This is a genomic window from uncultured Aquimarina sp., from assembly GCF_947492115.1.
Lineage (GTDB): Bacteria > Bacteroidota > Bacteroidia > Flavobacteriales > Flavobacteriaceae > Aquimarina.
Genome location: NZ_CANLMM010000005.1, coordinates 256,579 through 281,251, shown reverse-complemented (window position 1 = coordinate 281,251; position 24,673 = coordinate 256,579). Strand labels below are relative to the sequence as shown.

Genomic DNA, 24,673 nt, shown 5'->3' with positions numbered 1-24,673 from the left:
AAAATGAGGAGTTTACTGATTTAAAGTTAAAGTTTTACACCATACATTTGTAATCAGTGAATTGAATTAGCCATAAATCTTAGCGTATAAATCTTGGTATTTTGCCTTGATTACACGTCTTTTTAATTTCATAGTAGGAGTAAGGTGTCCAGCATCGATACTCCACTCATCTGCAGTTAGTTCAAACTTTTTGATGCGTTCCCATTTTCCAAATTTTTCGTTATGTTCGTCTACTTCTTCTTGGAAACGGTCAATTACTGTTTGGTTGGAAACAATTTCTTCATGAGTAGCACCAATCGAAATTCCTTTTCTCGTGGCCCAGTCTTTCACAAATTCAAAATTAGGTTGAACGAAAGCAGCTGGCATTTTTTCTCCATCTCCAATGACCATAATTTGTTCTATAAAACGAGATTGTTTCATCGCATTTTCGATTACTTGAGGAGCAACATATTTTCCTCCAGAAGTTTTGAACATCTCTTTTTTACGATCTGTGATGCGTAAGAAACCTTCACCATCTATTTCTCCAATATCTCCAGTATGGAAATACCCGTTTTGTAACACTTCTTTACTTTTTTCTTCATCCTTATAATATCCCATCATCACTTGAGGACCTTTTACAAGAATTTCTCCATCTTCTGCAATCTTAACTTCGGTTTCGGGAATCATTTTTCCTACAGTACCTATTTTAAAACCTCTATCGCGTACATCGTTTACAGATACTACAGGAGATGTTTCGGTTAATCCATAGCCTTCCATCACACTGATTCCAGCAGCGTTAAATACTCTGGCAAGTCGAGATTGTAATGCAGCACTACCAGAAGCAATTACTTTTAGATTCCCTCCTAAAGCTTCTTGCCATTTACTGAATATAAGTTTTCTTGCTATTCCTAGTTTCTTTTCATACCACCAACCGTTGGCTTCGTATGGCTCATATTTAAGACCTAATTCAACAGCCCAGAAAAATAATTTCTTTTTGATTCCAGTAAGATCTGTTCCTTTAGCAATAATCTTATCATATACTTTTTCTAATAATCTAGGAACCGCAGTCATTACGTCTGGTTTTACTTCTTTTAAATTATCACTAATTGTTTCTAGTGATTCTGCGAAGTAAATACCAACTCCTCTATATTGATATAAATACATCAACATTCGCTCATATATATGACATACAGGTAAGAAGCTCAATGCTTTTGTTTCTCCATCTACAATTGGGAATCTTGTAGAACTATGCAATGCATTGCTTACCACGTTTTTATGGCTTAGCATTACACCTTTTGGTCTTCCGGTAGTTCCGGATGTATAAATCAAAGTTGCTAGATCGTCCTCTTTTACAGACGCCATTATTTTTTCTACCTCTTCTTGATTGCTGTCGTCTTTTCCAAGTTCTAAAACTTTATTCCAACTATCACAACCGTCAAGGTCAGTAAAAGAATATACTCCTTTTAGTGAAGGAACATTTCCTTTAATGTTATTTACTTTTTGTAAAACTTCGTCATCAGACACGAAGCAATACATAGATTCAGAGTGATTTAATACATATTCATAATCTTCTTGAGAAATAGTAGGGTAGATAGGCACATCCTGAGCCCCAATTTGTAATACACCGATATCTACAATATTCCATTCGGTTCTGTTATTTGAAGAAATAATAGCAACCTTATCATTTGGTTTTACACCTAATCGTAAAAGACCACGACTGATCTGATTTGCTTTTTCTACATATTCTTTCGTTGAAGTAGCGACCCATTCTCCATTATATTTGGTGATTAAGGCTTTGTCTAGGTTATATTTCTCTAATTGGTAATGCGGAAAATCAAATAATCTAGTAATTGTATTCATACGTTTTTCAGATAGTTTTACTCTGTTTTAAAGAACTTCGATCACTTGGTACGTTCTTATAAACATAACTGTAACCGTTATTATAAAGTTGCACAAATTTTTTGGTTTATTACTTAAAATTCTCTTACTTTTTAATTACAAAAGAATTTTAAAAACTACTATGCGTGCATAGTTTCGCAAATTATAAAAAATATAACAATACACAACCCTAATATATAAAAAAAGGAGCTATCTTTTGATAACTCCTTAATTTTTATAGGTTTTAATTGAATTTTTATTGTTTTATGATTTTAAAAGTTTTTACACTTTCTCCTAATTCAATCGTTAAAAAGTACAATCCAGTGTTTAATTTTGAAAGATCAAATTCTTGATTTCCAGAAGCTTGTTTTTTTGTCATTACTTCTTTGCCTATTACATCTCTCAATTGAATATTAAAATTACTCGTAGCATTCGGAGTAATAGTTAGTATATCTTTTAAAGGATTAGGGAAAACTACAAATTCAGACAATATGTTCTCCTCAATGTCTAGTGTGTTTTGATTTAAAGTATTTATAACGAGATCATCAAAGTAAAAACCATCTTGCTCTACTTGATCATCTGATACAAACTGAAACCTAACTTTTATAGTTTCTCCAATATAATCACTCAGACTAATTTCTTCTAATACCCAATCAGTTTGGGTGCCATCATATAAGGGTTCTCCAGTAGGTTGTATTATATTACTACTTCCAGAATTAGTGAATTTACCACATTGCGGAATCCAGGAAGCTCCGTTGTCTATAGATACTTCAAACTGAGTGTAATCCCAATTATTTTCAATATCCCATTTCGCATAGAATTGAACATTTGCTGCAATAACGCTGGTAAGATCAATATTTTGATCAAGTTCGATTATTTTTCTTTGATTTGGGCCATAATTACCACTTGGTGATTCGGTAATAGATGATGAAGCGGAAACAAAAGTAGTACTGGTAGTGCTCCATCCAGCTCCAGTAAAATCATTTAGAGTGTCGGCGTTATTATTAACCAATGCTTGAAAAGAACCAAATCTTTGAGTTACTGTGGTAGAATATTTGATGATGCCTCCATCTGCTTCTATGGTATAAACGATTTCATCTCCCGTATTGACGGTATTTTTTAAATTGATCACTATTTGATCATTGATAGGATTTCCTATAGTAAGATTTGTATAACTTTTAGAAGCTCCAACGCTTTCGATATTGCTGCTTACAGGAATGATACTTACTGTAAAATTACCATTGCCATTCAGTCCTAAACGATTTATAACATAATCTGCATTATAGGTTATATTATCACCAATAAATTCAGTCTGATTACTCTCAACCTTTGCAAAATTATGAGTCATTTTAGCTGCAGTAATATTTAGATACATCATCTCTTTACAAATACGATCAATCAGAACGGAAGTAGGCCAGAATGAAGTCCCTATTTCTGGCGAAAATCCAAAAATTCTATTATGTGGTTGTATAGTACCGCCGTACATATAATCAACACTTCCGCCAGCAGCAACAGTTAAATCAGTGATAAGTATGTTGCTATAATTATTCTGTGATACTAATTCTTCTGAGATTGTTTGGTAAATATCTCCTTCTGGTGTGGGGTTATTGGGTTCATAACCATATGGCATCAGTAGTAATTCGCCAGAAGTATGATTATCCATAGATATTGTAAAATTATGCTGTTCTACAAACCATTTCATGGCTCGTGTTTCTACTTCAGAAAATGCGCTAGTACCTGCATAAACATTAGAGGAGGTGTCATTGGAAGTTCCTACAGTGTTCCAAGTGGATGTAGCGATAGTGCCATCTATATAATGGTCATAATTTCGGTTATTATCTACTCCATGGGTGTTAAACCTATTTTTTCTCCATAAGCCTCCTCCATTTGGGTTTGTAAGCTCATTATACAGATATCCGTCTGGGTTTACCACTGGTATAAAGTACAATTGTGTGTTATCTAGGATCGCTTTGATTTCTGAATCAGTTTCATAATTTTCTAGTAAATACCACATAAAGTAAATTAGCTGTGATAAGCTTGCAGGCTCTCTAGCATGGTGTATTGAATTGTATAATATTTCTGGTTCAGAAGACTCATCGGTATTAGGATTGTCTGAAATTCGAACCCATTGCAAAGCATTTCCTCCAATTGATGGAGAGACATTGTTATCGGGAGTTCCATTAGTTAAAAAATTACCTACATCAGCTCGGGCAGTGATTAGGTTTGGGTATTTAGAGTGCATTTCGTCTAGATTATCTAACATTTCCTGATATGTCAGATATCCCCCCATAGATCCTAAACTAAAATTTGAAGGAGTAGGGTATATGATAATAGGATTGTTATTTGCTGGACAAGAAAGGTTTTTAGTTACTTTTTGATTTTTAGCAATTTTGTTTTTTTTAAGAAAATCGGATGTAACATCTTCGATTAAAATTTCAAAATCTATACCAAGGCGTTTTATAATTTCTATCTCTCTTTCAGAATAATCTGAAATGATAAAAATTCCTTGTTTATGAATACCATGATCCATTGGAATCCCTTCTTTTTCTAAAAGTCTGTAATTGTCAGGGGTGTTATAGTTGATTTTAACTTTTTTATAAATAGATGATTCCTGAGCTATTGCAAAACAACAAACTAGGGACATCATTATGAAAAGTACTGTTTTCATCGATTTTAAAATTTTGTTTAATGATATTAAGGTTTTTTTGATAATCAAAAGGACAAATAGATAATCTTAAGTTGATACTAAGTTTTATTATTGTTTGATAATTTTAATTGTTTTCGTGTTTCCAGAAACTTCAATATTTAAGAAGTATAGACCAGATCTAAGGTTCGATATATTAAATTCTTGTGTTCCTGTCATTTGATTCCTACTCATCACTTCTTGCCCCAATATATTTTTTATATAAATATTGTAATCTCCCACATTTGCAGGTGTAATGGTTAGCATGTCTTTTGCAGGATTTGGGAAAACTTTGAATGCAGACAATAAATTTTCTTCAACATCCAAAACATTTGGATTTAAAATATTGACTATTAGATCATCAAAATAGAATCCATCTTGTTCAATTTGATCGTCTGATACAAATTGAAATCTAACTTTTATGGTTTCACCCAAATAATCACTAAGACTAATCTCTTCTAGTATCCAATCATTTTGTACGCCGTCATACAAAGGCTCGTCTGTTGGTTGCCCCGCATTTGTACTTCCAGAATTGGTGAATTTACCACATTGGGGAATCCAAGAAGCTCCATCATCTATAGATACTTCAAACTGAGCGTAATCCCAATTATTTTCAATATTCCATTTCGCATAGAATTGAACATTTGCGGCAGTAGCATCTGTGAGATCAATCATTTGTGAAAGTTCTATAGATTTATTTTGATTAGATCCATAGTTTCCAGTAGGTGATTCTGTTATAGAACTGTTAGATGAAACAAATGTAGTTGTTGTTGTAGACCAACCAGATTGGGTGTAGTCATTTATATCACTGGCATCATTATTAACTACTTGTTGTAATGCTCCAAACTTTTTGGTAACCTGAATAGATTCGGTTAATAAACCTCCATCTACTTGAATTATATACTCTATGTCATCATTTGTATTTACAGAATTGTCTAGAACAATCTCTATGCTATCTGATATATCTGTACCTATCTGCGTGTTCGTGTAATTTTTTGGATTTCCTACATTAGAAATGTTTGATGATATGGGAGTAATCGTTACAGTGAAATTTCCATTTCCAGTAATTCCTAATCTTCTTAATGTAAAATCAGCGTTAACAATTAAATTGTCTCCTACAAAAACGCTCCCATTACTTTCTATCTGCGCGTAGTTGTTGGTCATTTTTGCAGCGGTAAGATTGAGATACATCATTTCCTTGCAAATTCCATCTATCTGATTAGATACGGGCCAAAATGAAGTTCCAACCTCTGGTGTGAAAGAAAATATCTTATCATGAGGTTGTGTAGTTCCTCCATACATAAAATCATCACTATCTCCAGAAAAAGGAGCGTCTCTTAGTGGACTATATCCATTTTGAGAAGTAAGTTCAGCGCCAATTGCGATAAATATATCTTCATCGGGAGTAGGGGTATTGTCTGCATAAGAATATGGAAAGTATAATAATTCACCAAATGTATGATTGTTCAAAGCGATAACAAATTCATGCTGCTCTGTAAACCATTTCATAGCTTGATTTTCTACTTCAGAAAATGCACTCGTCCCATGATATGTCTGAGCACTGGTGCTACTAGAAGATCCAGGACCTCCCCATGTAGCATTTGCGGCATTTCCATTTGGATAATGGTCGTAGTTTCTATTGTTGTCAACACCATGTGTATTAAACCTATTTTTTCTCCAAAGACCACCTCCGTTGGGGTTAGTTACTTGATTATAAAGGTATCCATCTGGATTTATGACTGGAACGAAATATAATTCGGTGTTATCAACGATTTGCTTTACTTCTGGATCAGAGTCATAATTCTCTAGAAGGTACCACATATAATAAATCAATTGAGAGAGACTTGCAGGCTCTCTGGCATGATGAATTGCATCGTATAAAATTTCTGATTCGTTTTCATCAATATCCGGATTATCAGATATGCGAACCCATTGGATGGTATTACCGCCGATCGAAGGAGTTACTAAATTATCTGGGGTTCCATTGGTAACAAATGTGCCGATATCTGCTCTTGCCGAAATTAGATTGGGATACTGGTTTCTCATCGCATCTAGATTATCTAGCATCTCTTGGTAAGTAAGGTATCCACCCATAGATCCTAATGCAAAATTTGATGGAGTAGGATAAATATTTATTGTCCCATTTCCTGAAGGACAGGTAGGATTTCGGGCTGCTTTTTGATATTTAGCTATTTCGTTTCTCTCAAGAAAATCTGCTTCAGCATCTTTGATTAGGATTTCTACTTTATATCCTAGATTTCGTGCGATATCAAGTTCTTCTGAAGAAAAATCTGAAATGATGAAGATTCCTTCTTTATGCTGGCCATGATCCATAGGAATTCCTGCATCCATAAGGACTTTATAATTAGCTCGAGAATTATAGGTGATTTTAGCTCTGCTATAGGTTGGTTTTGTTTGAGCAATAGATAGGGCTGAAACCAAAAAAAGTAGGGTACATAGTAATTTTTTCACGGTTTACGTTTAAGGTTTTAAAAAATAGTTATTTATACTTTAATTAAGTATATAACAATTTAGGATCTTGTTTGAGGATCCAAATAACTGTTATATGTTAATAACAGTTATATTAAAATAAACCCTAACTTTTTTTAACAATTAACTATAGTAAATTAAACTATTGCTGTTATTGTTTTGCAATCCATTCTCTAGCATTTACAAAAGCTTCTATCCAAGGAGATACTTCATCGGCTCTTCCATCTGGATAATTAGCCCAGTTCCATTGAAATGTGGAACGCTCGATATGTGGCATCATTACTAGGTGTCTCCCAGTTTTATCACACATCATAGCCGTGTTATAGTCAGATCCGTTTGGATTTGCAGGATAGGAATCATATCCATATTTAGCAACAATATTATACTGATCTTCAGAAAGAGGAAGGTGGAATTTACCTTCTCCATGAGAAATCCAAACACCTAATGTACTTCCAGCTAATGATGATAACATAACCGAATTATTCTCTTGTATTTTTACAGAAGTAAAATTACTTTCATGCTTATGAGAATCATTATGATGCATTTTTCCATGCTCACTATGATTAGGGTTAATAACTTCTAGTTCCATAAATAACTGGCAACCGTTGCAAATACCTACCGATAGTGTATCTTTTCTTTCGAAGAATTTTTTTAATGTGTTGTTCGCTTTTTCGTTATAAAGAAAAGCTCCTGCCCATCCTTTTGCTGATCCTAAGACATCACTATTAGAAAATCCTCCTACAGCTCCAATGAATTGTATGTCTTCTAATGTTTCACGTCCAGAGATGAGATCGGTCATATGCACATCTTTTACATCAAAACCAGCTAAATACATGGCATTGGCCATTTCACGCTCCGAATTACTTCCTTTTTCTCTAATAACAGCTGCTTTCGGTCTTGGTTTAGAAGCATCAATTACAGGTAGTTTTCCAGTAAAATGTTTTGGAAATTCGTATTGTAATGGCTGATTCGAGAAATTCGTGTAGCGATCTTCCGCTAGATTATTTGCAGTTTGCTTTTGATCTAAAAGATAAGAGGTCTTATACCAGGTTTTTCGTAAACTTTCTATTTCAAGTGTATGTGAATCATCTCCATTTGTAATTCTTAAGGAAGCTTCATTTGTAACACTACCAATATTGAAGAATTCGATATTGTTTTGAGATAAAACGGTTTCTACATCTGCATTAGCAGTACTCTGGAAAACAATACCGGCATTTTCAGCAAAAAGTACCTTGATAGAATCTTGCTCTCCTAGTTTAGATAGATCAATATTTGCTCCTAAGTTTATATCTGCAAAACATAGCTCTAATAATGTAGTAATCAGTCCTCCAGAAGCTACATCATGACCGGCAACAATCTTTCCATCTCGTATTAATCCTTGAATTGTATTAAACACATTCTTGAAATTCTCTGGGTTTTTTATACTCGGAGCTTCAGTGCCTATTTTATTAACGATTTGAGAAAAAGAAGATCCTCCGAGTTTAAAAGTATCTTGAGATAGATTTATATAATAGATGTTCCCTTCATTTTTCTTAAAAACAGGTTCTACTACTTTGGTAATGTCATTACAGTTAGCAGCAGCTGATATAATTACAGTTCCAGGAGAGATTACTTCTTCATTAGGATATTTTTGTTTCATAGAAAGAGAGTCCTTTCCTGTAGGTACATTAATTCCTAAATCGATAGCAAAATCAGAAATTGCTTTTACTGCTTTATAAAGCCTAGCATCTTCTCCTTCGTTTTTACAAGGCCACATCCAGTTAGCAGATAGTGATACGGATTGTAATCCATCTTTAAGTGGTGCCCAAACAATATTTGTTAGTGCTTCAGCAATAGAGTTTTTACTACCAGCCTCTGGATCTATTAATCCTGAAATAGGGGAGTGACCTATAGAAGTGGCAATACCTTCTTTAGATGTATAGTCCAATGCCATAACACCACAATTATTTAGAGGTAATTGCAGAGGGCCTGTACATTGCTGCTTAGCTACTTTTCCGCCTACACAACGATCTACTTTATTTGTTAACCAATCTTTACAAGCAACTGCTTCCAGTTGTAATACCTGTTCGAGATAGTTTACTATATTTTCGTTTTGATATGTAATACTGCTGTAGTTACGATCAATAGTTTTATCAGTCATGATCGTTTTAGGAGAACTACCAAACATATCACTTAGTTCCAAATCCATAGGAGTATCTCCTTTGGTTTTAGACTGAAATGTAAAACGATCATCACCAGTAACATCACCCACTTGGTACATTGGTGAACGTTCTCTTTCCGCAATACGTTCTAAAGTTTCAATATCTTTTTGTCCGATAACAAGCCCCATTCTTTCCTGAGATTCATTACCAATGATCTCTTTCGCAGAGAGTGTTGGATCTCCAACGGGTAATTTATCTAAATCAATATGACCACCTGTTTCTTCTACTAATTCCGATAAACAATTAAGATGTCCACCAGCACCATGATCATGAATAGAAACGATGGTGTTAACATCACTTTCTACCATTCCTCTAATAGCATTGGCAGCACGTTTTTGCATTTCGGGATTAGAACGCTGAATAGCATTTAATTCGATACCGCTACTAAATTCACCTGTATCAGCAGAGGATACTGCAGCACCTCCCATACCAATTCGATAGTTCTCTCCACCCAAAATAACAATTTTATCTCCTGCAGCTGGTTGATCTTTTAATGCTTGTTCATTTTTTCCATATCCTATACCACCAGCTTGCATGATTACCTTATCAAATCCTAATTTTCGTGCATCTTCTTCATGCTCAAAAGTAAGTACAGAACCCGTAATCAAAGGTTGTCCGAATTTGTTTCCAAAGTCTGAAGCTCCATTCGAAGCTTTAATTAAAATATCTACGGGTGTTTGATATAACCATTTTCTTTCGTCCACAGCCTGTTCCCAAGGGCGATTCTCTTCTAATCGAGAATAAGAAGTCATATATACAGCGGTTCCTGCAAGAGGTAAAGACCCTTTTCCACCCGCTAGACGATCTCTGATTTCTCCTCCAGAACCTGTCGCAGCACCATTAAAAGGCTCAACGGTGGTTGGAAAATTATGGGTTTCTGCTTTTAATGAAATGACACTATCAAACTTTTTTTCTTCGTAAAAATCTGGCTTATCAGCACTTTTTGGTGCAAACTGCGTTACATTTGGCCCTTTAATAAAGGCAACATTATCCTTATATGCAGAGATAATATCGTTAGGATTAGTCTCTGAAGTTTTCTTAATTAACTTAAATAGAGATGTGGGCTTTTCTTCTCCATCTATAACAAAAGTTCCATTGAATATTTTATGTCTGCAGTGTTCAGAATTCACTTGAGAAAAACCAAACACTTCAGAATCGGTAAGTTTTCTTCCAATTTTTTTAGCAACTTTTTCAAGGTATTCAACTTCATCTGGACTTAATGCTAATCCTTCAGCTTTGTTGTAAGCATCAATATCATCAATCTCTAAAATTTCTTCTGGCTTAATATCTATAGTATAAATATCTTGATCTAAACGATTATACTTTTGCGAAAGCATTGGATCAAAATCAGAAAAATTAGAATCAATAGCTTTGAATTCTTCTATTCTAATGATTCCTGAGATCCCCATATTTTGAGTAATCTCTACAGCATTCGTACTCCATGGAGTAATCATAGCGGCTCTAGGACCAACAAAAAAAGCGTCAATAGACGCCGTAAATATCTTAGGTTGGTTTCCAAATAACCAGCTTAACTTTTTATTATTTTCTGTTGAGATTTCATCAGTAGTTTGTACTGCAAATACTTTCTCATTTTGGTTTCCGAAGAAATGGATCATGCTCCCAGACTTTGAGTTGTTTTTAATAAGCTGCAAATTTACTACTTTTCTATAGAAAGTGTTATATAAAACTTCAGTTGAATTATGGAGTTATTCACTAAATTTTAAACAATCCTTAAAGAAATAAAAAAGCGGCTTTCTTTAGCCGCTTTTCTTATTATCGTATCAATACTTTTTTGGTAATACTCCGTTTGGAAGAAATAATTTCTACCAATAACATTCCTTGTGGGAGGTTGGATATTAGGGTGTTTTCTAATAAATTTTTCTTTGAAAATATCAGCTTCCCTATAATGTCATAAACATTTATTTCAGCACCAGTAATATTTGCTGTGTTTATAGTTATACTTCTGTCTGAAGATGGATTTGGATATACTGTAACAAGTTTTTCCAAGTTAAGATAATCAATACCGAGTGTAGGATCATAACAACTCCAAGATAAATCATCAATAATTACTCTATCACCTGTATTAGCTTTATCTGTAAAAGAAACTATAATATTTCCAGTAATATCAATGTTATTTATAGTGGTCGTTTCTTGGACATCGCTATAAGGTATTGTTCCTACTACTGTTCCGTTAACTTTAAGATTAAATGTTCCCGTACCGCCACTAAAGGCTCTTAGCGTAGTTACGGTTAAGGATCCAATTCCTCCAGAAATTGAAGAAGATGTTAGTTCACCATTTCTAATAGTAATTGCGCTTCCTGTTAATGTTTGATCTGTTCTGGCATCTGTAGCGGTCCATTCTCCACCGTCGTCACCAGTCCACATACGTTCAGCATATGCACTAGAAGCAGCTCCAATATTACTAAATGTTTCGGTGGCACAATCAGTTCCGCCAGTTCCACCTGCTAATGTAGTTCCATTTACAGAAGCACTTTGAGAGGATTCATTTCCAGCTGCATCTTTTGCCAAGATGGTAAAAGCATATGTGGTTTCTGAGTTTAAACCAGTTACAGTGGTAGTTGTAGAAGAGGTAGATTTATTAAAAACACTATTTACATATACATCATACTCTGTTACTGCTATATTATCTGTAGAGGCTGTCCAGGACAAATCAATACTATTAGACGTCTCATTAGAAACCATCACATTAGTCGGTACCGATGGTGCTTCTGAATCAATTGTAGAACTCCAGATCATTTCCACGTATTCAGGATGATCTATAAATGGATTTCTATTATTTTGTCTACCAAAAATCGCATTATTTCTGTCCATCTCTCTAGTAGATACAGGATCTTGATTGTGCCAAGTGATAAGGATGTTTAAAAATGTTTGATCAAAAACTTGATCACTAGTTCCATTAAACATACTATATGAATAACTAGCTACATCATCTTCATAACGAGTTGCAAAATAAAAATGCATTCTTGCAATATCGCCTTTAAATTCATCTATCGGTTCAAAAACAGTGGCTGTATATCCTGCGGAATAACCAGAGTTTAGATTATTACCTCTTTTAGAACCATTTGTTGTAGTTAAGTTAGCTGTTTCGACTCTTCCGAAAGGAAAACTACCACGAGCTCCATTAACAAATTTGTCTGATGGAACGACAAAATGGGCATCCGAGCGTTGCGGAGTAACCTGATTAAAAACAGATTGCGGAATTATATGCTCTCTATTATAAAATTCTCCTTCTGAAGTTCCTCCAGTTCCAGGGTCTTGATCTGTAAAGTGAGTATATTCGTAATCATCAGCACCTGTAGGGTTTTCTGAATACATGTCTAGTACACTTCCATTATTTTCATAATACGAATCCGAATCTGATGCCACATAAGTAGTGTACAATCCACTATATCCAGGATCTGTTGATTGAAACTCAGGAGATAATCCATCATTATCACTATCAATAATATTTTTTAACTGCGTTTTTAGTGTATATCCTGATCCTGTAGCTGAATTGTAATATCCAGTAGGAACCTGACTAAACCCTATACAAAATGTACAAAGCGCAATAAGAAGTAGTTTTGTTTTCATTATTTGTTACGTAAGTTGAGTTATTTTCTTTCTAGCAATGCCATATAGAATCCATCAAAACCGGATTCAGATGAAAGTATTTTTTTGTCTTTTACAAAGGTAAATTCTTTTCCTATTTCTTTGGTTAAGAAAGTTTTAACTTGTTCTTGGTTCTCAGAAGGTAAGATAGAGCAAGTAGCGTACACTAGTTTTCCTCCTGGTTTTACCATTTTAGCATAACTCTCTAATATTTCAGATTGTGTTTGCTTTATTTTTTGAAGAAACTCTGGTTGCAATTTCCATTTGGCATCAGGATTTCGACTTAATACTCCTAATCCACTGCAAGGAGCATCAATGAGCACACGATCAGCTTTGTTATGGAGTTTTTTGATATCCTTAGAACTTTCTATTATTCTAGTCTCTATATTATGAGCACTTGCTCTTCTGGCTCTTCTCTTAAGTTCCTTTAGTTTATTACCGTAGATATCCATGGCAATTACCTGACCTTTATTTTCCATTAATGCAGCAAGGTGCAATGTCTTTCCGCCAGCTCCAGCACAAGTATCTACAATTCTCTGTCCTGGTTGTACATCTAAGAAATTAGCGACTAGCTGAGAAGAAGCATCCTGAACTTCAAATAATCCCTTTTTGAAAGCTTCTGTAGAAAATACATTGGCTCTTTCTGTAAGTTGTAATGCAAATGGGTAACCTTTGATAAACGTTGTGTCGATATTTTCATCTTCTAAAATGCCTCTAAGCTTATCTCTAGAAATTTTTAGAGTATTCGTTCTTAGTACAACAGGTGCTTGTTCATTAAGTGCTGCTATTTCTTTTTCCCAAATAGATCCAAGTTCTTTTTCACCCAATGCATCCATCCAATCAGGAATGGATTCTCTAAACTTTCTAATTTTACTGAGTTCATCAAATCGTCCTTTGATACGTCTTGTTGGTGTTGGACCAATTTGTTTCCAATCAGGTAATGTGATTCCACGTAAGGTTGCCCAAACAGCAAATATTCGCCAAAGATTTTCTCTAGTAAAAGGTTCAGAAACATTTGCTATCTCAGCATATAAGCGTTTCCAACGTACAATGTCATAGGTAGTTTCAGCAACGAAACTCCTGTCTCGAGATCCCCATCTCTTATCACGCTTTAATAATTTTTGAACTACCTTATCGGCATAAGCATCCTTGTTAAAAATTTCATTGAGTCCATCAATTACAGCAAATACCAAATTCCTATGTAAACGCATCCTTTATTTTTTTAAGGGATGCAAAGGTAACTCTTTGCTTTAGAATAGTATTATATTTGATCAAAAATATTGGGTATGAGATTTTTACTATCGATATCAGTTATATTCCTTTTTATAAGCTGTATACCTAAAGAACCTGAAGTGGTTGCTCACAATTTTTCTGAGATTGTAGTCACACCTTTTTATACAGATTCTGTTAGTATTCGGGCAATAACAGTTTCAAATGATGAGGTTTTCTTTGCTGGTAGTAATAGTATATATGGAATATTTCAAATAGAAGAAAACTTTGATATAAGAAAGAAAAAAGTGAGTACGTTAGAATTTGAAGGAAAAAAGATTCAATTCAGAGCAGTTGCAAGTACGAATACTCATTGTTTTTTGCTCAGTATTGCTTCTCCAGGACTTTTGTACAAAATAAATAAAGTAACTGGCGAAACGAAGCTAGTTTATAAAGAAGAACATGAAAAAGTGTTCTACGATGCTATTGCCTTTTGGAATGATAATGAAGGTATCGCGATGGGCGATCCTACAGAAAATTGCTTATCTATAATTATTACTAGAGATGGAGGAGAAAACTGGACTAAAATTTCATGTGATCAATTACCAAAAGTGGTAAAAGGGGAAGCTGCCTTTGCTGCAAGTAATGGAAATATTAGGATCGTAGGTGATAATGTATGGATTGTCTCTGGTGGAATGGCTTCTAGAGTGTTTTATTCTAGTGATAAAGGAAATACTTGGAATGTATACGATACTCCTATAATACAAGGAAAAGAAACAACAGGAGCGTATTCTATGGATTTTTATAATGAAACTACCGGAATTATTTATGGAGGCGATTACACAAAACCAGAAGAGAACTCACAAAATAAAGCGATTACAAATGATGGAGGTATAAGCTGGAAACTTATTGCAGATGGAGTAGGAGCAGGGTATAAAAGTTGTATAAGGTATATTCCTAATAGTGGTGGTAAAGAAATGGTAGCTGTAGGTTTTACCGGAATCTCAATTTCTAATGATGCTGGAAATACTTGGAAAGAAGTGAGTAAAGAAAGTTTTTATACCATTCGTTTTATAAATGATAGCCTTGCTATCGCTGCAGGTAAAAATAGAATAGCAAAAGTATCTTTTAAATAAAAAAGGTAAATGAAATAAAGTTTCCATTTACCTTTTAGTATATGTTATTGTAAAATCATCTACTAATTTGCTCTTCTTCTATCTCGTAATTGTTTTAAAAGTCGTTTGTTAAAATCCATTTCGGCTTTTACCAGTTTTAGAATCTTTTTATGTGGAATTACGGTACTTAGATTTTTAATTAACTGTTTACGTGCTAAGAATTTTTTCTCTTCGGCAGATACATAATTAGTCAAAAAATCTTCAGCTTCTTGTTCACTGATATTTTCTAGGCCATTAGCTTCTTTTATGGCGCGTATGGATTTACGTTCGTTTCTCTTTAGATTTTCCATAGCTTCTTCGTGCTCATTGTAGATGGGCCAAAATTGCTGAGCTTCTTTAGTACTTAAATCTAACTGTTCTGTAATGTATGCGATTTTTAATGCTTTTACTTTTTCTCTTGGTCCTCTTTGACCAAATGAGAAATTAACGGTAAAAATAACTACGCATAATAGTAATATCTTTTTCATGTTTTAATATCTTGTTTTAGAGATTACATGGAAACGACGGTTCATTTCCTTTTCGTAAATCCAAATATTTTTTATAGTTTGTTTCATGCTTTCTCTTATTCTGTGTATATGATATCATCCGACAATTCTTCATCAGAAAGATAAGATTCTAATTCTTCTTCACTAATCTCTTCATCTACGAAGGTATCAGTTAAACTAATTTCTTCATCTAATAATTCCGCTATTTCCGAGTCACTAAACTCTGCGTTACCATCATCAAAATACTGTTGGATGTCTGCAATTGCTACACTCCCGAAAGCATCTTCAATTTTTTTATCTGAAGGAAACACCACTGAAATTAAAATTGCAATCATAGCTGCTATACTTATTACATATACTATATTCTTACGAGATACCAATGATATCACCTTTGGTTCTGCATTAGCTTTGGTAACAGTTTTTTCTAAAATATTTTTTTCTACTGTTTCAAAATAGTTACCAGGAGTAGTGAAATTATTTTTCGAAATTAGATCTAGAGAAGGAGAATCTTCCTTATGTATTGCTAGTGTATCTAATAACTGTTCTTCTAAGTTGTTTAGATAACCTTCTGGTGCTGTAAAGCCTGATTTTAAATCATCTGAAAGAATAGAAGATGCTTCTTTATCCTTAGCAATTTTATCAAAAAGCTTCCCTTCGAAAGTATCGAAATAGTCTTTCGGGATTTTAAATCCTTGTTTGTCGTTATGTAGATTATTCTTTTTCACTATATATAAGACGATGTAAAAGTAAAAAGGTTTAATTGGTTTTTAAGAATTCTTCTATTTTTTTAGAAGCCAAATGGTAAGAAGCTTTTAATGCTCCTTCGCTGGTTTCTAAAATATCAGACATTTCTTTGTATTTTAATTCCTGAAAATATTTCATATTAAACACCTGTTGCTGCTTTTGAGGTAATTGTGCAATTGCTTTTTGTAACTTAAGCTGTATAGCATTACCTTCAAAATAGACATCAGCTTCTAAGTTTTGAATCAGTTGCTGTTGTAACTCTTCATTACTGATATTATATTTTTTTGCTTTCTGGTTTAAAAACGTAATGGATTCGTTCGTAGCTATACGATACATCCATGAGTATAATTTACTTTCTCCCTTAAACTTACTAATGTTTTTGTACACCTTAATAAATACATTTTGAAGGACGTCATCAGTATCATCATGACTTTTTACCATGTTTCTGATATGCCAATATAGTCGTTCCTTATATAATGAAACGAGTTTTGCAAAAGCTTGATTGATATCCTTATCAGTTTGTAATGCTGTAAGTAGGTTTTCTTCTTCTATACTATTCAAAAGCAAATTATAGTTTTAAACGGTTAGTGGTAACATACGTTAATTTACTCTTAGACTAAGTTAAGTAAAAAAGGTTTAATGCGTATTTAAATTTATTTTTTGTAGGAAAATGTAGGAATATTGTTATATTTAATAGATAAAATACGTTAAAATTAGATAAAAAACGTTTTTTATTTGGAAATTAAAAAATAACTCTTATCTTTGTCATGTAATTATGAGTTAAAGTTTTCATTTCCCCCAAAATGAAAAAGTTTTTTAAAAGTTGAGTTTTTATTTTATAAAATGCCCCCTAGATTAAAGATGATTTGTTTCGAAAAAGAGTGCTATTAGGCACTCTTTTTTGTTTTATTGATGTTTATTTAAATTTACGCATCAATCTAATGATTATAAAAAAGTAAGAAAAATACTACTTTATTATAATTTTTGATTTTTAAACAAAGATAAAAAGCTTTTTTTTTGGATAAAAAGCTTATAAAATTTGTTTAAATGAAAAATAGTAGTATCTTTACAGTGTAATTAAGAGTTAGTACTTTCATTAAACCCCAAGATGAAAGTTTTTAATAAAAGTGAGTTTTAATTTTAGATTAAGCCCCTAAATTAAGATGATTTGTGTGAAGAAAAAGAGCGTGGAGACGCTCTTTTTTATTTTTATATAATTGAGATTCATGTATGTGTTATTTTGTGTTATTGAAAGAAAAATACTACAAAATGATATATTTAGGTATATATAAATGTTAAAATGCATTTTTTTTAGATAAAATACACAAAAAAGTTTGTGTATTCGAATTTGAGTTGTATATTTACAAAGTGAAAATGAGTTAGTGCTTTCATTTCCCCCAAAGTGAGAGTTTTTATAAAAGTGAGTTTTAATTTTAGATTAAGCCCCTAAATTAAGATGATTTGTGTGAAGAAAAAGAGCGTGGAGACGCTCTTTTTTATTTTTATGTAATTGACAATCAGTTTGTTTAGTTGTCAAAAGATTGCATGGTTACTAATTTTTGATAAGCACCGTTTTTAGCAATCAGTTCCTCATGAGTACCTTGTTCTACAATTTTTCCTTTTTGCATTACAACGATTAAATCTGAATTTTGTATTGTAGATAGTCTATGCGCAATTACAATACTCGTTCGATTCTTCATCATATTTTCTAATGCTGATTGTACTAATCGTTCACTTTCTGTATCCAGCGCAGAGGTAGCTTCATCTAAGATCATGATAGGAGGGTTTTTAAGAACAGCTCTTGCTATTGATAGTCGCTGCTTTTGTCCTCCACTTAATTTATTACCACTATCTCCAATATTAGTATCAATACCTTTTGGTAAATCCTTTACAAATTCCCAGGCATTGGCAATCTTTAAGGCTTCTAATATATCCTCTTCAGAGGCATTTTCATCTCCAATAAGCAAATTGTTTTTTATAGTATCATTGAAAAGGATAGAATCTTGAGTTACCAATCCCATTAATCCTCGTAAAGAATTTTTACTAAGATCTCTGATGTCTATATCATCTATTTTTATAGCACCTTTATTTACATCATAAAATCTGGTGACTAGATTAGCAATTGTAGATTTACCACTTCCTGATTGCCCAACAAGAGCGACAGACTTCCCCTTTGGAACTTTTAGTGTAAAATCATTCAGTACATATTCATCTTCATATTTGAACGATATATTTTCTAAGAGAATATCAGAGGTGAAATCATCTTTCTGTTTTGCAGTTGGCTTGTCCTCTAGTGGAGAAGTGGTATTAAGGATTTCCAATACACGTTCTGCAGCTGCATTTCCTCTTTTTACACCATAACTTGCTTTAGAAATAGCCTTAGCAGGTGTAAGTATATTATATGCAAGTCCCATATAAACTATAAAAAGACTTGGATCAAGGGTTTTTTCAACGAGTACCATTTGCCCTCCAAACCATAATAATATTGCTATGACCGCAATTCCTAAAAATTCACTAGTAGGAGAGGCTAGATTTTGCCTATTTAATAAAGTATTGGAATAATTGTAAAACCTTGATGTAGAATCTCCGAATTTCTTTCCAAAAATCTTCTCTGCATTAAACCCTTTAATTACTTTAAGACCGCCAAGTGTTTCTTCAACAATCGAAAGAAAAAAACCTTGTTCCTGTTGTACTTGATCAGAATGTTTTTTTAACTTCTTACCAATAAGAGATATTAGAAAACCTGAAACTGGAATAAAGACAAAAACAAAAATAGTAAGCTTAACACTTATTAATAACATAGCAAAAATTGTAAAGAGAATCATTAAGGGTTCTCTAACAATTAGTTCCAGTATGGAAAGAAAGGAATGTTGTATTTCTAAAACATCTGTAGAAATTCTTGCAATGGTATCGCCTTTTCGTTTTTCGGAAAAATAAGATAGTGGTAGGTCAACGGTTTTCTCATATAGTTCATTCCTAATATCTTTTAGAACACCATTTCTTAAAAATGTTATGAAATACATGGCTAAATAGCTAAAGATGTTTTTGAGAAAGAACATACTTATTACCAATATTACCATAAAAATTAATACATCTTCATTTCCTTGTTCTGCTTTTTGAGTGACAAAATAGTTCAGATAGCTTTCAGAATATTCTCTAACCTTAAAAATTCCTAACCATTCTGGTTTTTCATGTACTCTTTTGGTTTTATCAAATAAAACACTTAGCATCGGGAATAATGAAACCATTGCTAAAGTTCCGAATAATGCGTAAAAAATATTAGAAATTATATTTAAAACAGCATAGATTCTATAAGGCTTCGCAAAGCGAAGAATTTGTTTAAAGTAATCCATTCAATGTTTAGAGACGATAAATACCGTCGTTAATTTATTTGTAAATCTTTTTTGATGGTTGCTATTTTAGTATTCAGTTTTTGTTCCACAGTATCAAAAGCTGACAAATCGTCAAGCGTTTCTTGTACACTCATATAGAACTTAATCTTAGGTTCGGTACCACTTGGTCTTGCTGCTATCTTACTTCCAGCTTCTGTATAAAAAATTAATACATTGGATTTTGGAATGTCGATTGCCTTTTCTGTTCTATCCAAAACATTCGTTGCAATACTTGTCTGGTAATCTTCAATAAGAACGATTTTCTCATTGTTTACATGAGTAGGAGGATTGTTTCTAAGATCGATCATGGTCTGCTTAATCTCTTCAGCTCCTTTAATTCCTTTTTTGACTAGTGAAACCAGATTTTCTTTATAAAAACCATGCTCCACATATAGATTTAACAGTTCTTCATAGAAAGAACTTCCATTTGCTTTTGTGTATGCTACAATTTCACAAGCTAATAGAGTAGAGGTAACTGCATCTTTATCGCGCACAAAATCTCCAACCATATACCCAAAACTCTCTTCACCACCTCCAATAAAATGCTTTTCAGGAAAATCTTTGATCAATTTTGCGATCCACTTAAATCCTGTAAGTACTTCCATATATGATACATCGTAGGCTTCAGCAAGATTTTTCATCATAGGTGTAGATACAATGGTAGATGCGATAAATTCATTACCTTTTAGCAATCCTTTTTCTTTATAATACTTCAATAAAAACCAGGTCATTACAATCATGGTTTGATTTCCATTGAGCAATTGCAATTCTCCAGCAGTATTTCTAACGGCAATCCCTAAACGATCACAATCAGGATCTGTACCGATAACAATGTCTGCGTCTACTTTATTTGCTAACTCCATCGCCATCGCTAATGCCTCTGGTTCTTCGGGATTCGGAGATTTTACTGTCGGAAAATTTCCATCAGGTACTTCTTGTTCCTTTACAATATGTACATTTTTATATCCAGCCTTTTTCAAAGTATCCGGAACAGCAGTAATAGATGTGCCATGCAAAGAAGTAAACACAATCGTGGTATTGTCTTTTGCCTCCTGATCAGCAGCAAAACTTCCATTTTTTACACTATTTTCTATAAAAGGAACATCGATTTCTGTATCGATCTTTTGAATAAGATCTGAATTTGTGTCAAACTGAATATCTGCATAATTCAGAGAATTGATTTCTGCAATGATTTCACCATCTTGTGGTGGTACCAACTGACCTCCATCTTGCCAATATACTTTATATCCATTATACTCTGGTGGATTATGGCTAGCTGTTAATACGATACCACAATGACATCCCAATTCCTTTACGGCATACGAAAGTTCTGGAGTAGGTCGTAAGCTAGAGAAAAGATATACTTTAATGCCATTAGCAGAGAATACATTGGCAACCACTTCTGCAAGGGTATCACTATTATTACGGCAATCATAAGCAATTACTGTTTTAATTTCTTCACCAGCAAATACTTTTTTTAGGTAATTGCTTAATCCTTGTGTACTTTTTCCTAAAGTATATTTATTAATGCGATTGGTTCCCACACCCATCACACCACGCATACCACCGGTTCCAAATTCCAGATCTTTATAAAAGCTTTCTTTTAATGCTTCTGCATCTTGCTTTTGTAAGTTGGTGATTTCTTCTTGAGTTTGCTGGTCAAAAACTGGTGATAACCACTCTTCAATTCTGGTTTGTAGTGAGGTGTCTGATATTTGCATGTTTCTAGGTTTTAGTAACAAAAATACTATTTAATTTTCGTTTGTGGGGTACTTAGAAAAGGTCGTATTTGGTTAAACTTTGGTTATATATTAGTATATTAAAAAATCCTCAATTTGTCACCTGTAATTTTAATGATACCAGTATTTTCATACGGTTCTAAAGGTGAATTTTTTCGGAAATATGATATCGTTCTTTGGTTCTTTTGCTGGTAAGCATTATCTCTCCCAGAAAACCAGCTAAGAAAAACTGAGTTCCCAAAATCATTGCTGTTAACGCGATATAAAATTCTGGTCGTTGGGCAATAAGCCTTCCTTTTTTCGCAATAAATAATTTGTCGATTCCTAAGTATAATGAAAAACAGAAACCAATAATGAATAATATAGTTCCTATTAATCCAAAGAAATGCATCGGTCTTTTGCCAAAACGTGACATAAACCAGATCGTTATGAGATCTAAGAACCCATTGACAAAACGATTCATCCCGAATTTTGTTTTACCATATTTTCTGGCTTGGTGTAGGACTACTTTTTCACCAATTTTATTAAAACCAGCATTCTTTGCTAATACAGGAATATAACGATGCATTTCGCCATGAACATCAACATGTTTTACAACATCTTTTTTGTAGGCTTTTAGTCCACAGTTAAAATCGTGTAGTTTTAATCCCGATGTTTTTCTGGCAGCAGCATTAAAAAGTTTAGAAGGCAGATTTTTAGCAATTACAGAATCGTAACGTTTCTTTTTCCAACCAGAGATTAGATCGTATCCTTCTTTTGTGATTAGATCATATAATTCTGGGATTTCCTCTGGATTGTCTTGTAAATCTGCATCCATGGTGATGACTACTTCTCCATTCGCGGCTTCAAAACCTGCATGGAGTGCTTGGGACTTCCCATAGTTTCGTAAAAACTGTATTCCTTTTACATTAGGATCTTCTTTTGATAAGGTTTGTATAGTATTCCAGGAACCATCAGTACTACCATCATCGATAAATAAAATCTCGTAGGAATAGGAATGCTTGCGCATCACTTTTACAATCCACTGATATAGTTCTGTAAGAGATTCTTGTTCGTTTAATAAGGGTATTACTACAGAAATATCCATTTATTTTGATGCTTCTTTTGTTTTGTAAACTGATCCAGCGATTAAAGAAATCACTGTTCCTAAAAATACAAACCAGATGGTATACATAATTACTCCAAAATACGACTTACTGCGATCTTGATTGGCCAGATTCTGTTTTGTTTGCTCTAACTGATCAGGACTAAATTGCTCCGTAAATCGTAATGTCATATTTGTCTGAAAATCTGGATCTATATACATATCATATATATAAGCCATTGTACAATACAAAAGTCCAATCACTCCCATTATGATAATACCTGTTTTAAGTGCGTCAACAATCGTTAATGGGTTTTTTAGCTTTTTATATTTCTTGATAACAAAAACAATAATATATATCTCTAATATAAACGCGAGTATAAAAGTAAGGTAGTAGGCAATAGGAGAGAGTTCTAGTATTCTGAATAGATAATCTAAAGCAACTCTGGCAATTCCTGATATGATAGCTACACCAACAATATATGAGAGAAAATTTTTCTGAGAAACCTCCATAAATCGTATTAAAATGATTTGGTTGACAAATATAGGTATTCCATCTTAAGAACATTGCATAAAAAAAGACTATCTAAAAAGTTGCTTTTCGGTGTCAAACTGAGCTTGTCGAAGTTTTAATATCTAGACTTTTAATTTGTCTTCGACAGGCTCAGACTGACAATACAAGCTTTCTAATACTTTTTAGACAGTCTTTTTAAAGAATATAATTTTTTTAGTACAGAGGTTCTTTCTTTTTAACTGCAAGACAAGCTAATAATCCTACAATGATATACACTACCATCCAAATGAACCATCCTTTAATTTGTGTGCCGATACCAAAAGTATCTTGTTTTTCTAATTCTGTAATGGATTGCTCAATTGCTTCTTGTGGTGTACCAAATCTTTCCATCATTGCTACAGTTACCTCAATGGACTTCTCTTTGATAGCAAGTGCTGCATCTGGATCCACAAAGTTAAAAATAACAATACTGATCAGCATGGAGGTTAGAGTTCCTATAGCTACTGCAATAAGGTATGCCGTAAAAGCGGATTTAAAAGAAATAAATCCACCCAATAGTTTTCTTGCTTTTACACCAGCAATTATTCCAAAAGTAACAGGTATTCCTAGTTGTATAAATACCATCCACCATTTAGTGAATAAATCTTGATAAGCAGCGTATCCGATAACGGTAATGAGTGACAGTATTACTCCAATTATAATTCCTTGGGATACACCACTTGATTTAACAGATTTTTCCATATGTATAAAATTTTTGGTTATTTAGATATAACACATAAGTACACAAATGTAATGATTTGTTACATTTTTAATCAAAAAAGATTGGAGAGGATAGAAAAGTAATAAAGAAATTGCTAGATAAAAAACAAGCAATTAGTCGGTTTTTATTTAAAAGGATCTCTTTTTTTTCGAATAACTAGACCAACAAGAAGGGATAAGAAAAAACCAACAATGATATCTTCTATTAAAGCGGTAATTAACATTATCCAAGGTGAAGTAAACTTTTGAGTTATAGCTATTTTTCGATCAATATTTTCTTGAGAAAAATCTTTAGATTTTTCGGCTATTTTTTTTATTTGATTACCTTCTAGTTGAGTAATGATTTCAGGATCAATTATTTTAAGTACAATAATTTCCCAAAAGGTAACTATTAACCCGCCTATTACCGTTATTCCAATCCCAATTTTTATAGCCTCCATCAGGTCAATGAAATTATTGTTTTTTCTTTTGAAAGAAATTAGACCCGCTATTATGCTGATTACTGTAATCAAAAGAAGTATGAAATAGTGGAATATGCTTTTTGTTGTGTAATTACCGATTGCATAATTAACTAGGCTGTATATAACAATAGAAAATCCTAGAAAAACACCATATTTTATAATATATTTTTTTATAGGAATACTCTTACTCTTCATTGCGCTATTTTGGGTTGTTATACTGTTTTCTCCCTTCAAATATAGTAAAATGTTAATAACAAGAGAGTTATTTTCT

At 33.2% G+C, this 24,673-nt stretch carries 16 protein-coding genes; 1 reads left to right on the top strand and 15 read right to left on the bottom strand.

Annotated elements, in window-relative coordinates:
- Window positions 1-66: 66 nt before the first annotated feature.
- The 6 genes from Q1A73_RS16720 to Q1A73_RS16695 all read right to left on the bottom strand — a co-directional run bounded on the left by Q1A73_RS16720 (window position 67) and on the right by Q1A73_RS16695 (window position 14,051).
- Window positions 67-1,839 (bottom strand): long-chain fatty acid--CoA ligase, encoded by a 1,773-nt coding sequence (locus tag Q1A73_RS16720; protein WP_299607625.1) that lies wholly within the window; start codon window positions 1,837-1,839, stop codon window positions 67-69.
- Window positions 1,840-2,113: 274 nt separating this feature from the next.
- Window positions 2,114-4,525: a M14 family metallopeptidase gene (locus tag Q1A73_RS16715; protein WP_299607623.1), complete on the bottom strand. Its 2,412-nt coding sequence runs from the start codon at window positions 4,523-4,525 to the stop codon at window positions 2,114-2,116.
- Between the two features lie 87 nt (window positions 4,526-4,612).
- Window positions 4,613-7,012, bottom strand: a complete 2,400-nt coding sequence (locus Q1A73_RS16710) for a M14 family zinc carboxypeptidase (protein WP_299607621.1) — start codon at window positions 7,010-7,012, stop codon at window positions 4,613-4,615.
- Window positions 7,013-7,181: 169 nt separating this feature from the next.
- On the bottom strand, window positions 7,182-10,847 hold the full coding sequence (purL, locus tag Q1A73_RS16705; protein ID WP_299607618.1) for a phosphoribosylformylglycinamidine synthase: 3,666 nt from the start codon (window positions 10,845-10,847) through the stop codon (window positions 7,182-7,184).
- A 157-nt stretch (window positions 10,848-11,004) separates the two neighbouring features.
- Window positions 11,005-12,822, bottom strand: coding sequence for an endonuclease (locus tag Q1A73_RS16700; RefSeq protein WP_299607615.1), 1,818 nt, complete (start codon window positions 12,820-12,822; stop codon window positions 11,005-11,007).
- Between the two features lie 20 nt (window positions 12,823-12,842).
- On the bottom strand, window positions 12,843-14,051 hold the full coding sequence (locus tag Q1A73_RS16695) for an RsmB/NOP family class I SAM-dependent RNA methyltransferase (RefSeq protein WP_299607613.1): 1,209 nt from the start codon (window positions 14,049-14,051) through the stop codon (window positions 12,843-12,845).
- Window positions 14,052-14,126: 75 nt separating this feature from the next.
- Between Q1A73_RS16695 and Q1A73_RS16690 the strand changes: the two genes are divergently transcribed.
- Window positions 14,127-15,185, top strand: coding sequence for an oxidoreductase (locus Q1A73_RS16690; protein WP_299607610.1), 1,059 nt, complete (start codon window positions 14,127-14,129; stop codon window positions 15,183-15,185).
- 62 nt (window positions 15,186-15,247) lie between these two features.
- Here Q1A73_RS16690 and Q1A73_RS16685 read toward each other — a convergent pair whose 3' ends face one another.
- The 9 genes from Q1A73_RS16685 to Q1A73_RS16645 all read right to left on the bottom strand — a co-directional run bounded on the left by Q1A73_RS16685 (window position 15,248) and on the right by Q1A73_RS16645 (window position 24,636).
- A complete protein-coding gene (locus tag Q1A73_RS16685) occupies window positions 15,248-15,691 on the bottom strand; it encodes a sensor of ECF-type sigma factor (protein WP_299607608.1) in 444 nt (147 codons plus the stop codon).
- Between the two features lie 95 nt (window positions 15,692-15,786).
- Window positions 15,787-16,434, bottom strand: coding sequence for a hypothetical protein (locus tag Q1A73_RS16680; protein ID WP_299607606.1), 648 nt, complete (start codon window positions 16,432-16,434; stop codon window positions 15,787-15,789).
- A gap of 31 nt (window positions 16,435-16,465) precedes the next feature.
- The gene (locus Q1A73_RS16675) at window positions 16,466-17,005 is read right to left on the bottom strand and encodes an RNA polymerase sigma factor (RefSeq protein ID WP_299608097.1); all 540 of its coding nucleotides are present in this window, start codon (window positions 17,003-17,005) and stop codon (window positions 16,466-16,468) included.
- A 974-nt stretch (window positions 17,006-17,979) separates the two neighbouring features.
- Entirely contained in the window at window positions 17,980-19,806 is a 1,827-nt protein-coding gene (locus Q1A73_RS16670) for an ABC transporter ATP-binding protein (protein ID WP_299607604.1), read from the bottom strand.
- A gap of 29 nt (window positions 19,807-19,835) precedes the next feature.
- Complete coding sequence (locus Q1A73_RS16665) at window positions 19,836-21,566, bottom strand: phospho-sugar mutase (RefSeq protein ID WP_299607602.1); 1,731 nt, start codon at window positions 21,564-21,566, stop codon at window positions 19,836-19,838.
- Window positions 21,567-21,723: 157 nt separating this feature from the next.
- Entirely contained in the window at window positions 21,724-22,671 is a 948-nt protein-coding gene (locus Q1A73_RS16660; RefSeq protein WP_299607600.1) for a glycosyltransferase family 2 protein, read from the bottom strand.
- Window positions 22,672-23,181 carry a DUF4199 domain-containing protein gene (locus Q1A73_RS16655; RefSeq protein ID WP_299607598.1) on the bottom strand — a complete coding sequence of 170 codons (510 nt, stop codon included), beginning with the start codon at window positions 23,179-23,181 and terminating at the stop codon, window positions 22,672-22,674.
- 214 nt (window positions 23,182-23,395) lie between these two features.
- Window positions 23,396-23,923, bottom strand: a complete 528-nt coding sequence (locus Q1A73_RS16650; protein ID WP_299607596.1) for a DUF4199 domain-containing protein — start codon at window positions 23,921-23,923, stop codon at window positions 23,396-23,398.
- Window positions 23,924-24,066: 143 nt separating this feature from the next.
- The gene (locus Q1A73_RS16645; protein ID WP_299607594.1) at window positions 24,067-24,636 is read right to left on the bottom strand and encodes a DUF4199 domain-containing protein; all 570 of its coding nucleotides are present in this window, start codon (window positions 24,634-24,636) and stop codon (window positions 24,067-24,069) included.
- Window positions 24,637-24,673 lie beyond the last annotated feature (37 nt).

Coding starts and splice junctions, on each gene's coding strand:
- Q1A73_RS16720 (WP_299607625.1), bottom strand. CDS start 1,839: ATGAATACAATTACTAGATTATTTGATTTTCCGCATTACCAATTAGAG.
- Q1A73_RS16715 (WP_299607623.1), bottom strand. CDS start 4,525: ATGAAAACAGTACTTTTCATAATGATGTCCCTAGTTTGTTGTTTTGCA.
- purL (WP_299607618.1), bottom strand. CDS start 10,847: ATGATCCATTTCTTCGGAAACCAAAATGAGAAAGTATTTGCAGTACAA.
- Q1A73_RS16700 (WP_299607615.1), bottom strand. CDS start 12,822: ATGAAAACAAAACTACTTCTTATTGCGCTTTGTACATTTTGTATAGGG.
- Q1A73_RS16695 (WP_299607613.1), bottom strand. CDS start 14,051: ATGCGTTTACATAGGAATTTGGTATTTGCTGTAATTGATGGACTCAAT.
- Q1A73_RS16690 (WP_299607610.1), top strand. CDS start 14,127: ATGAGATTTTTACTATCGATATCAGTTATATTCCTTTTTATAAGCTGT.
- Q1A73_RS16685 (WP_299607608.1), bottom strand. CDS start 15,691: ATGAAAAAGATATTACTATTATGCGTAGTTATTTTTACCGTTAATTTC.
- Q1A73_RS16670 (WP_299607604.1), bottom strand. CDS start 19,806: ATGGATTACTTTAAACAAATTCTTCGCTTTGCGAAGCCTTATAGAATC.
- Q1A73_RS16665 (WP_299607602.1), bottom strand. CDS start 21,566: ATGCAAATATCAGACACCTCACTACAAACCAGAATTGAAGAGTGGTTA.
- Q1A73_RS16660 (WP_299607600.1), bottom strand. CDS start 22,671: ATGGATATTTCTGTAGTAATACCCTTATTAAACGAACAAGAATCTCTT.
- Q1A73_RS16655 (WP_299607598.1), bottom strand. CDS start 23,181: ATGGAGGTTTCTCAGAAAAATTTTCTCTCATATATTGTTGGTGTAGCT.
- Q1A73_RS16650 (WP_299607596.1), bottom strand. CDS start 23,923: ATGGAAAAATCTGTTAAATCAAGTGGTGTATCCCAAGGAATTATAATT.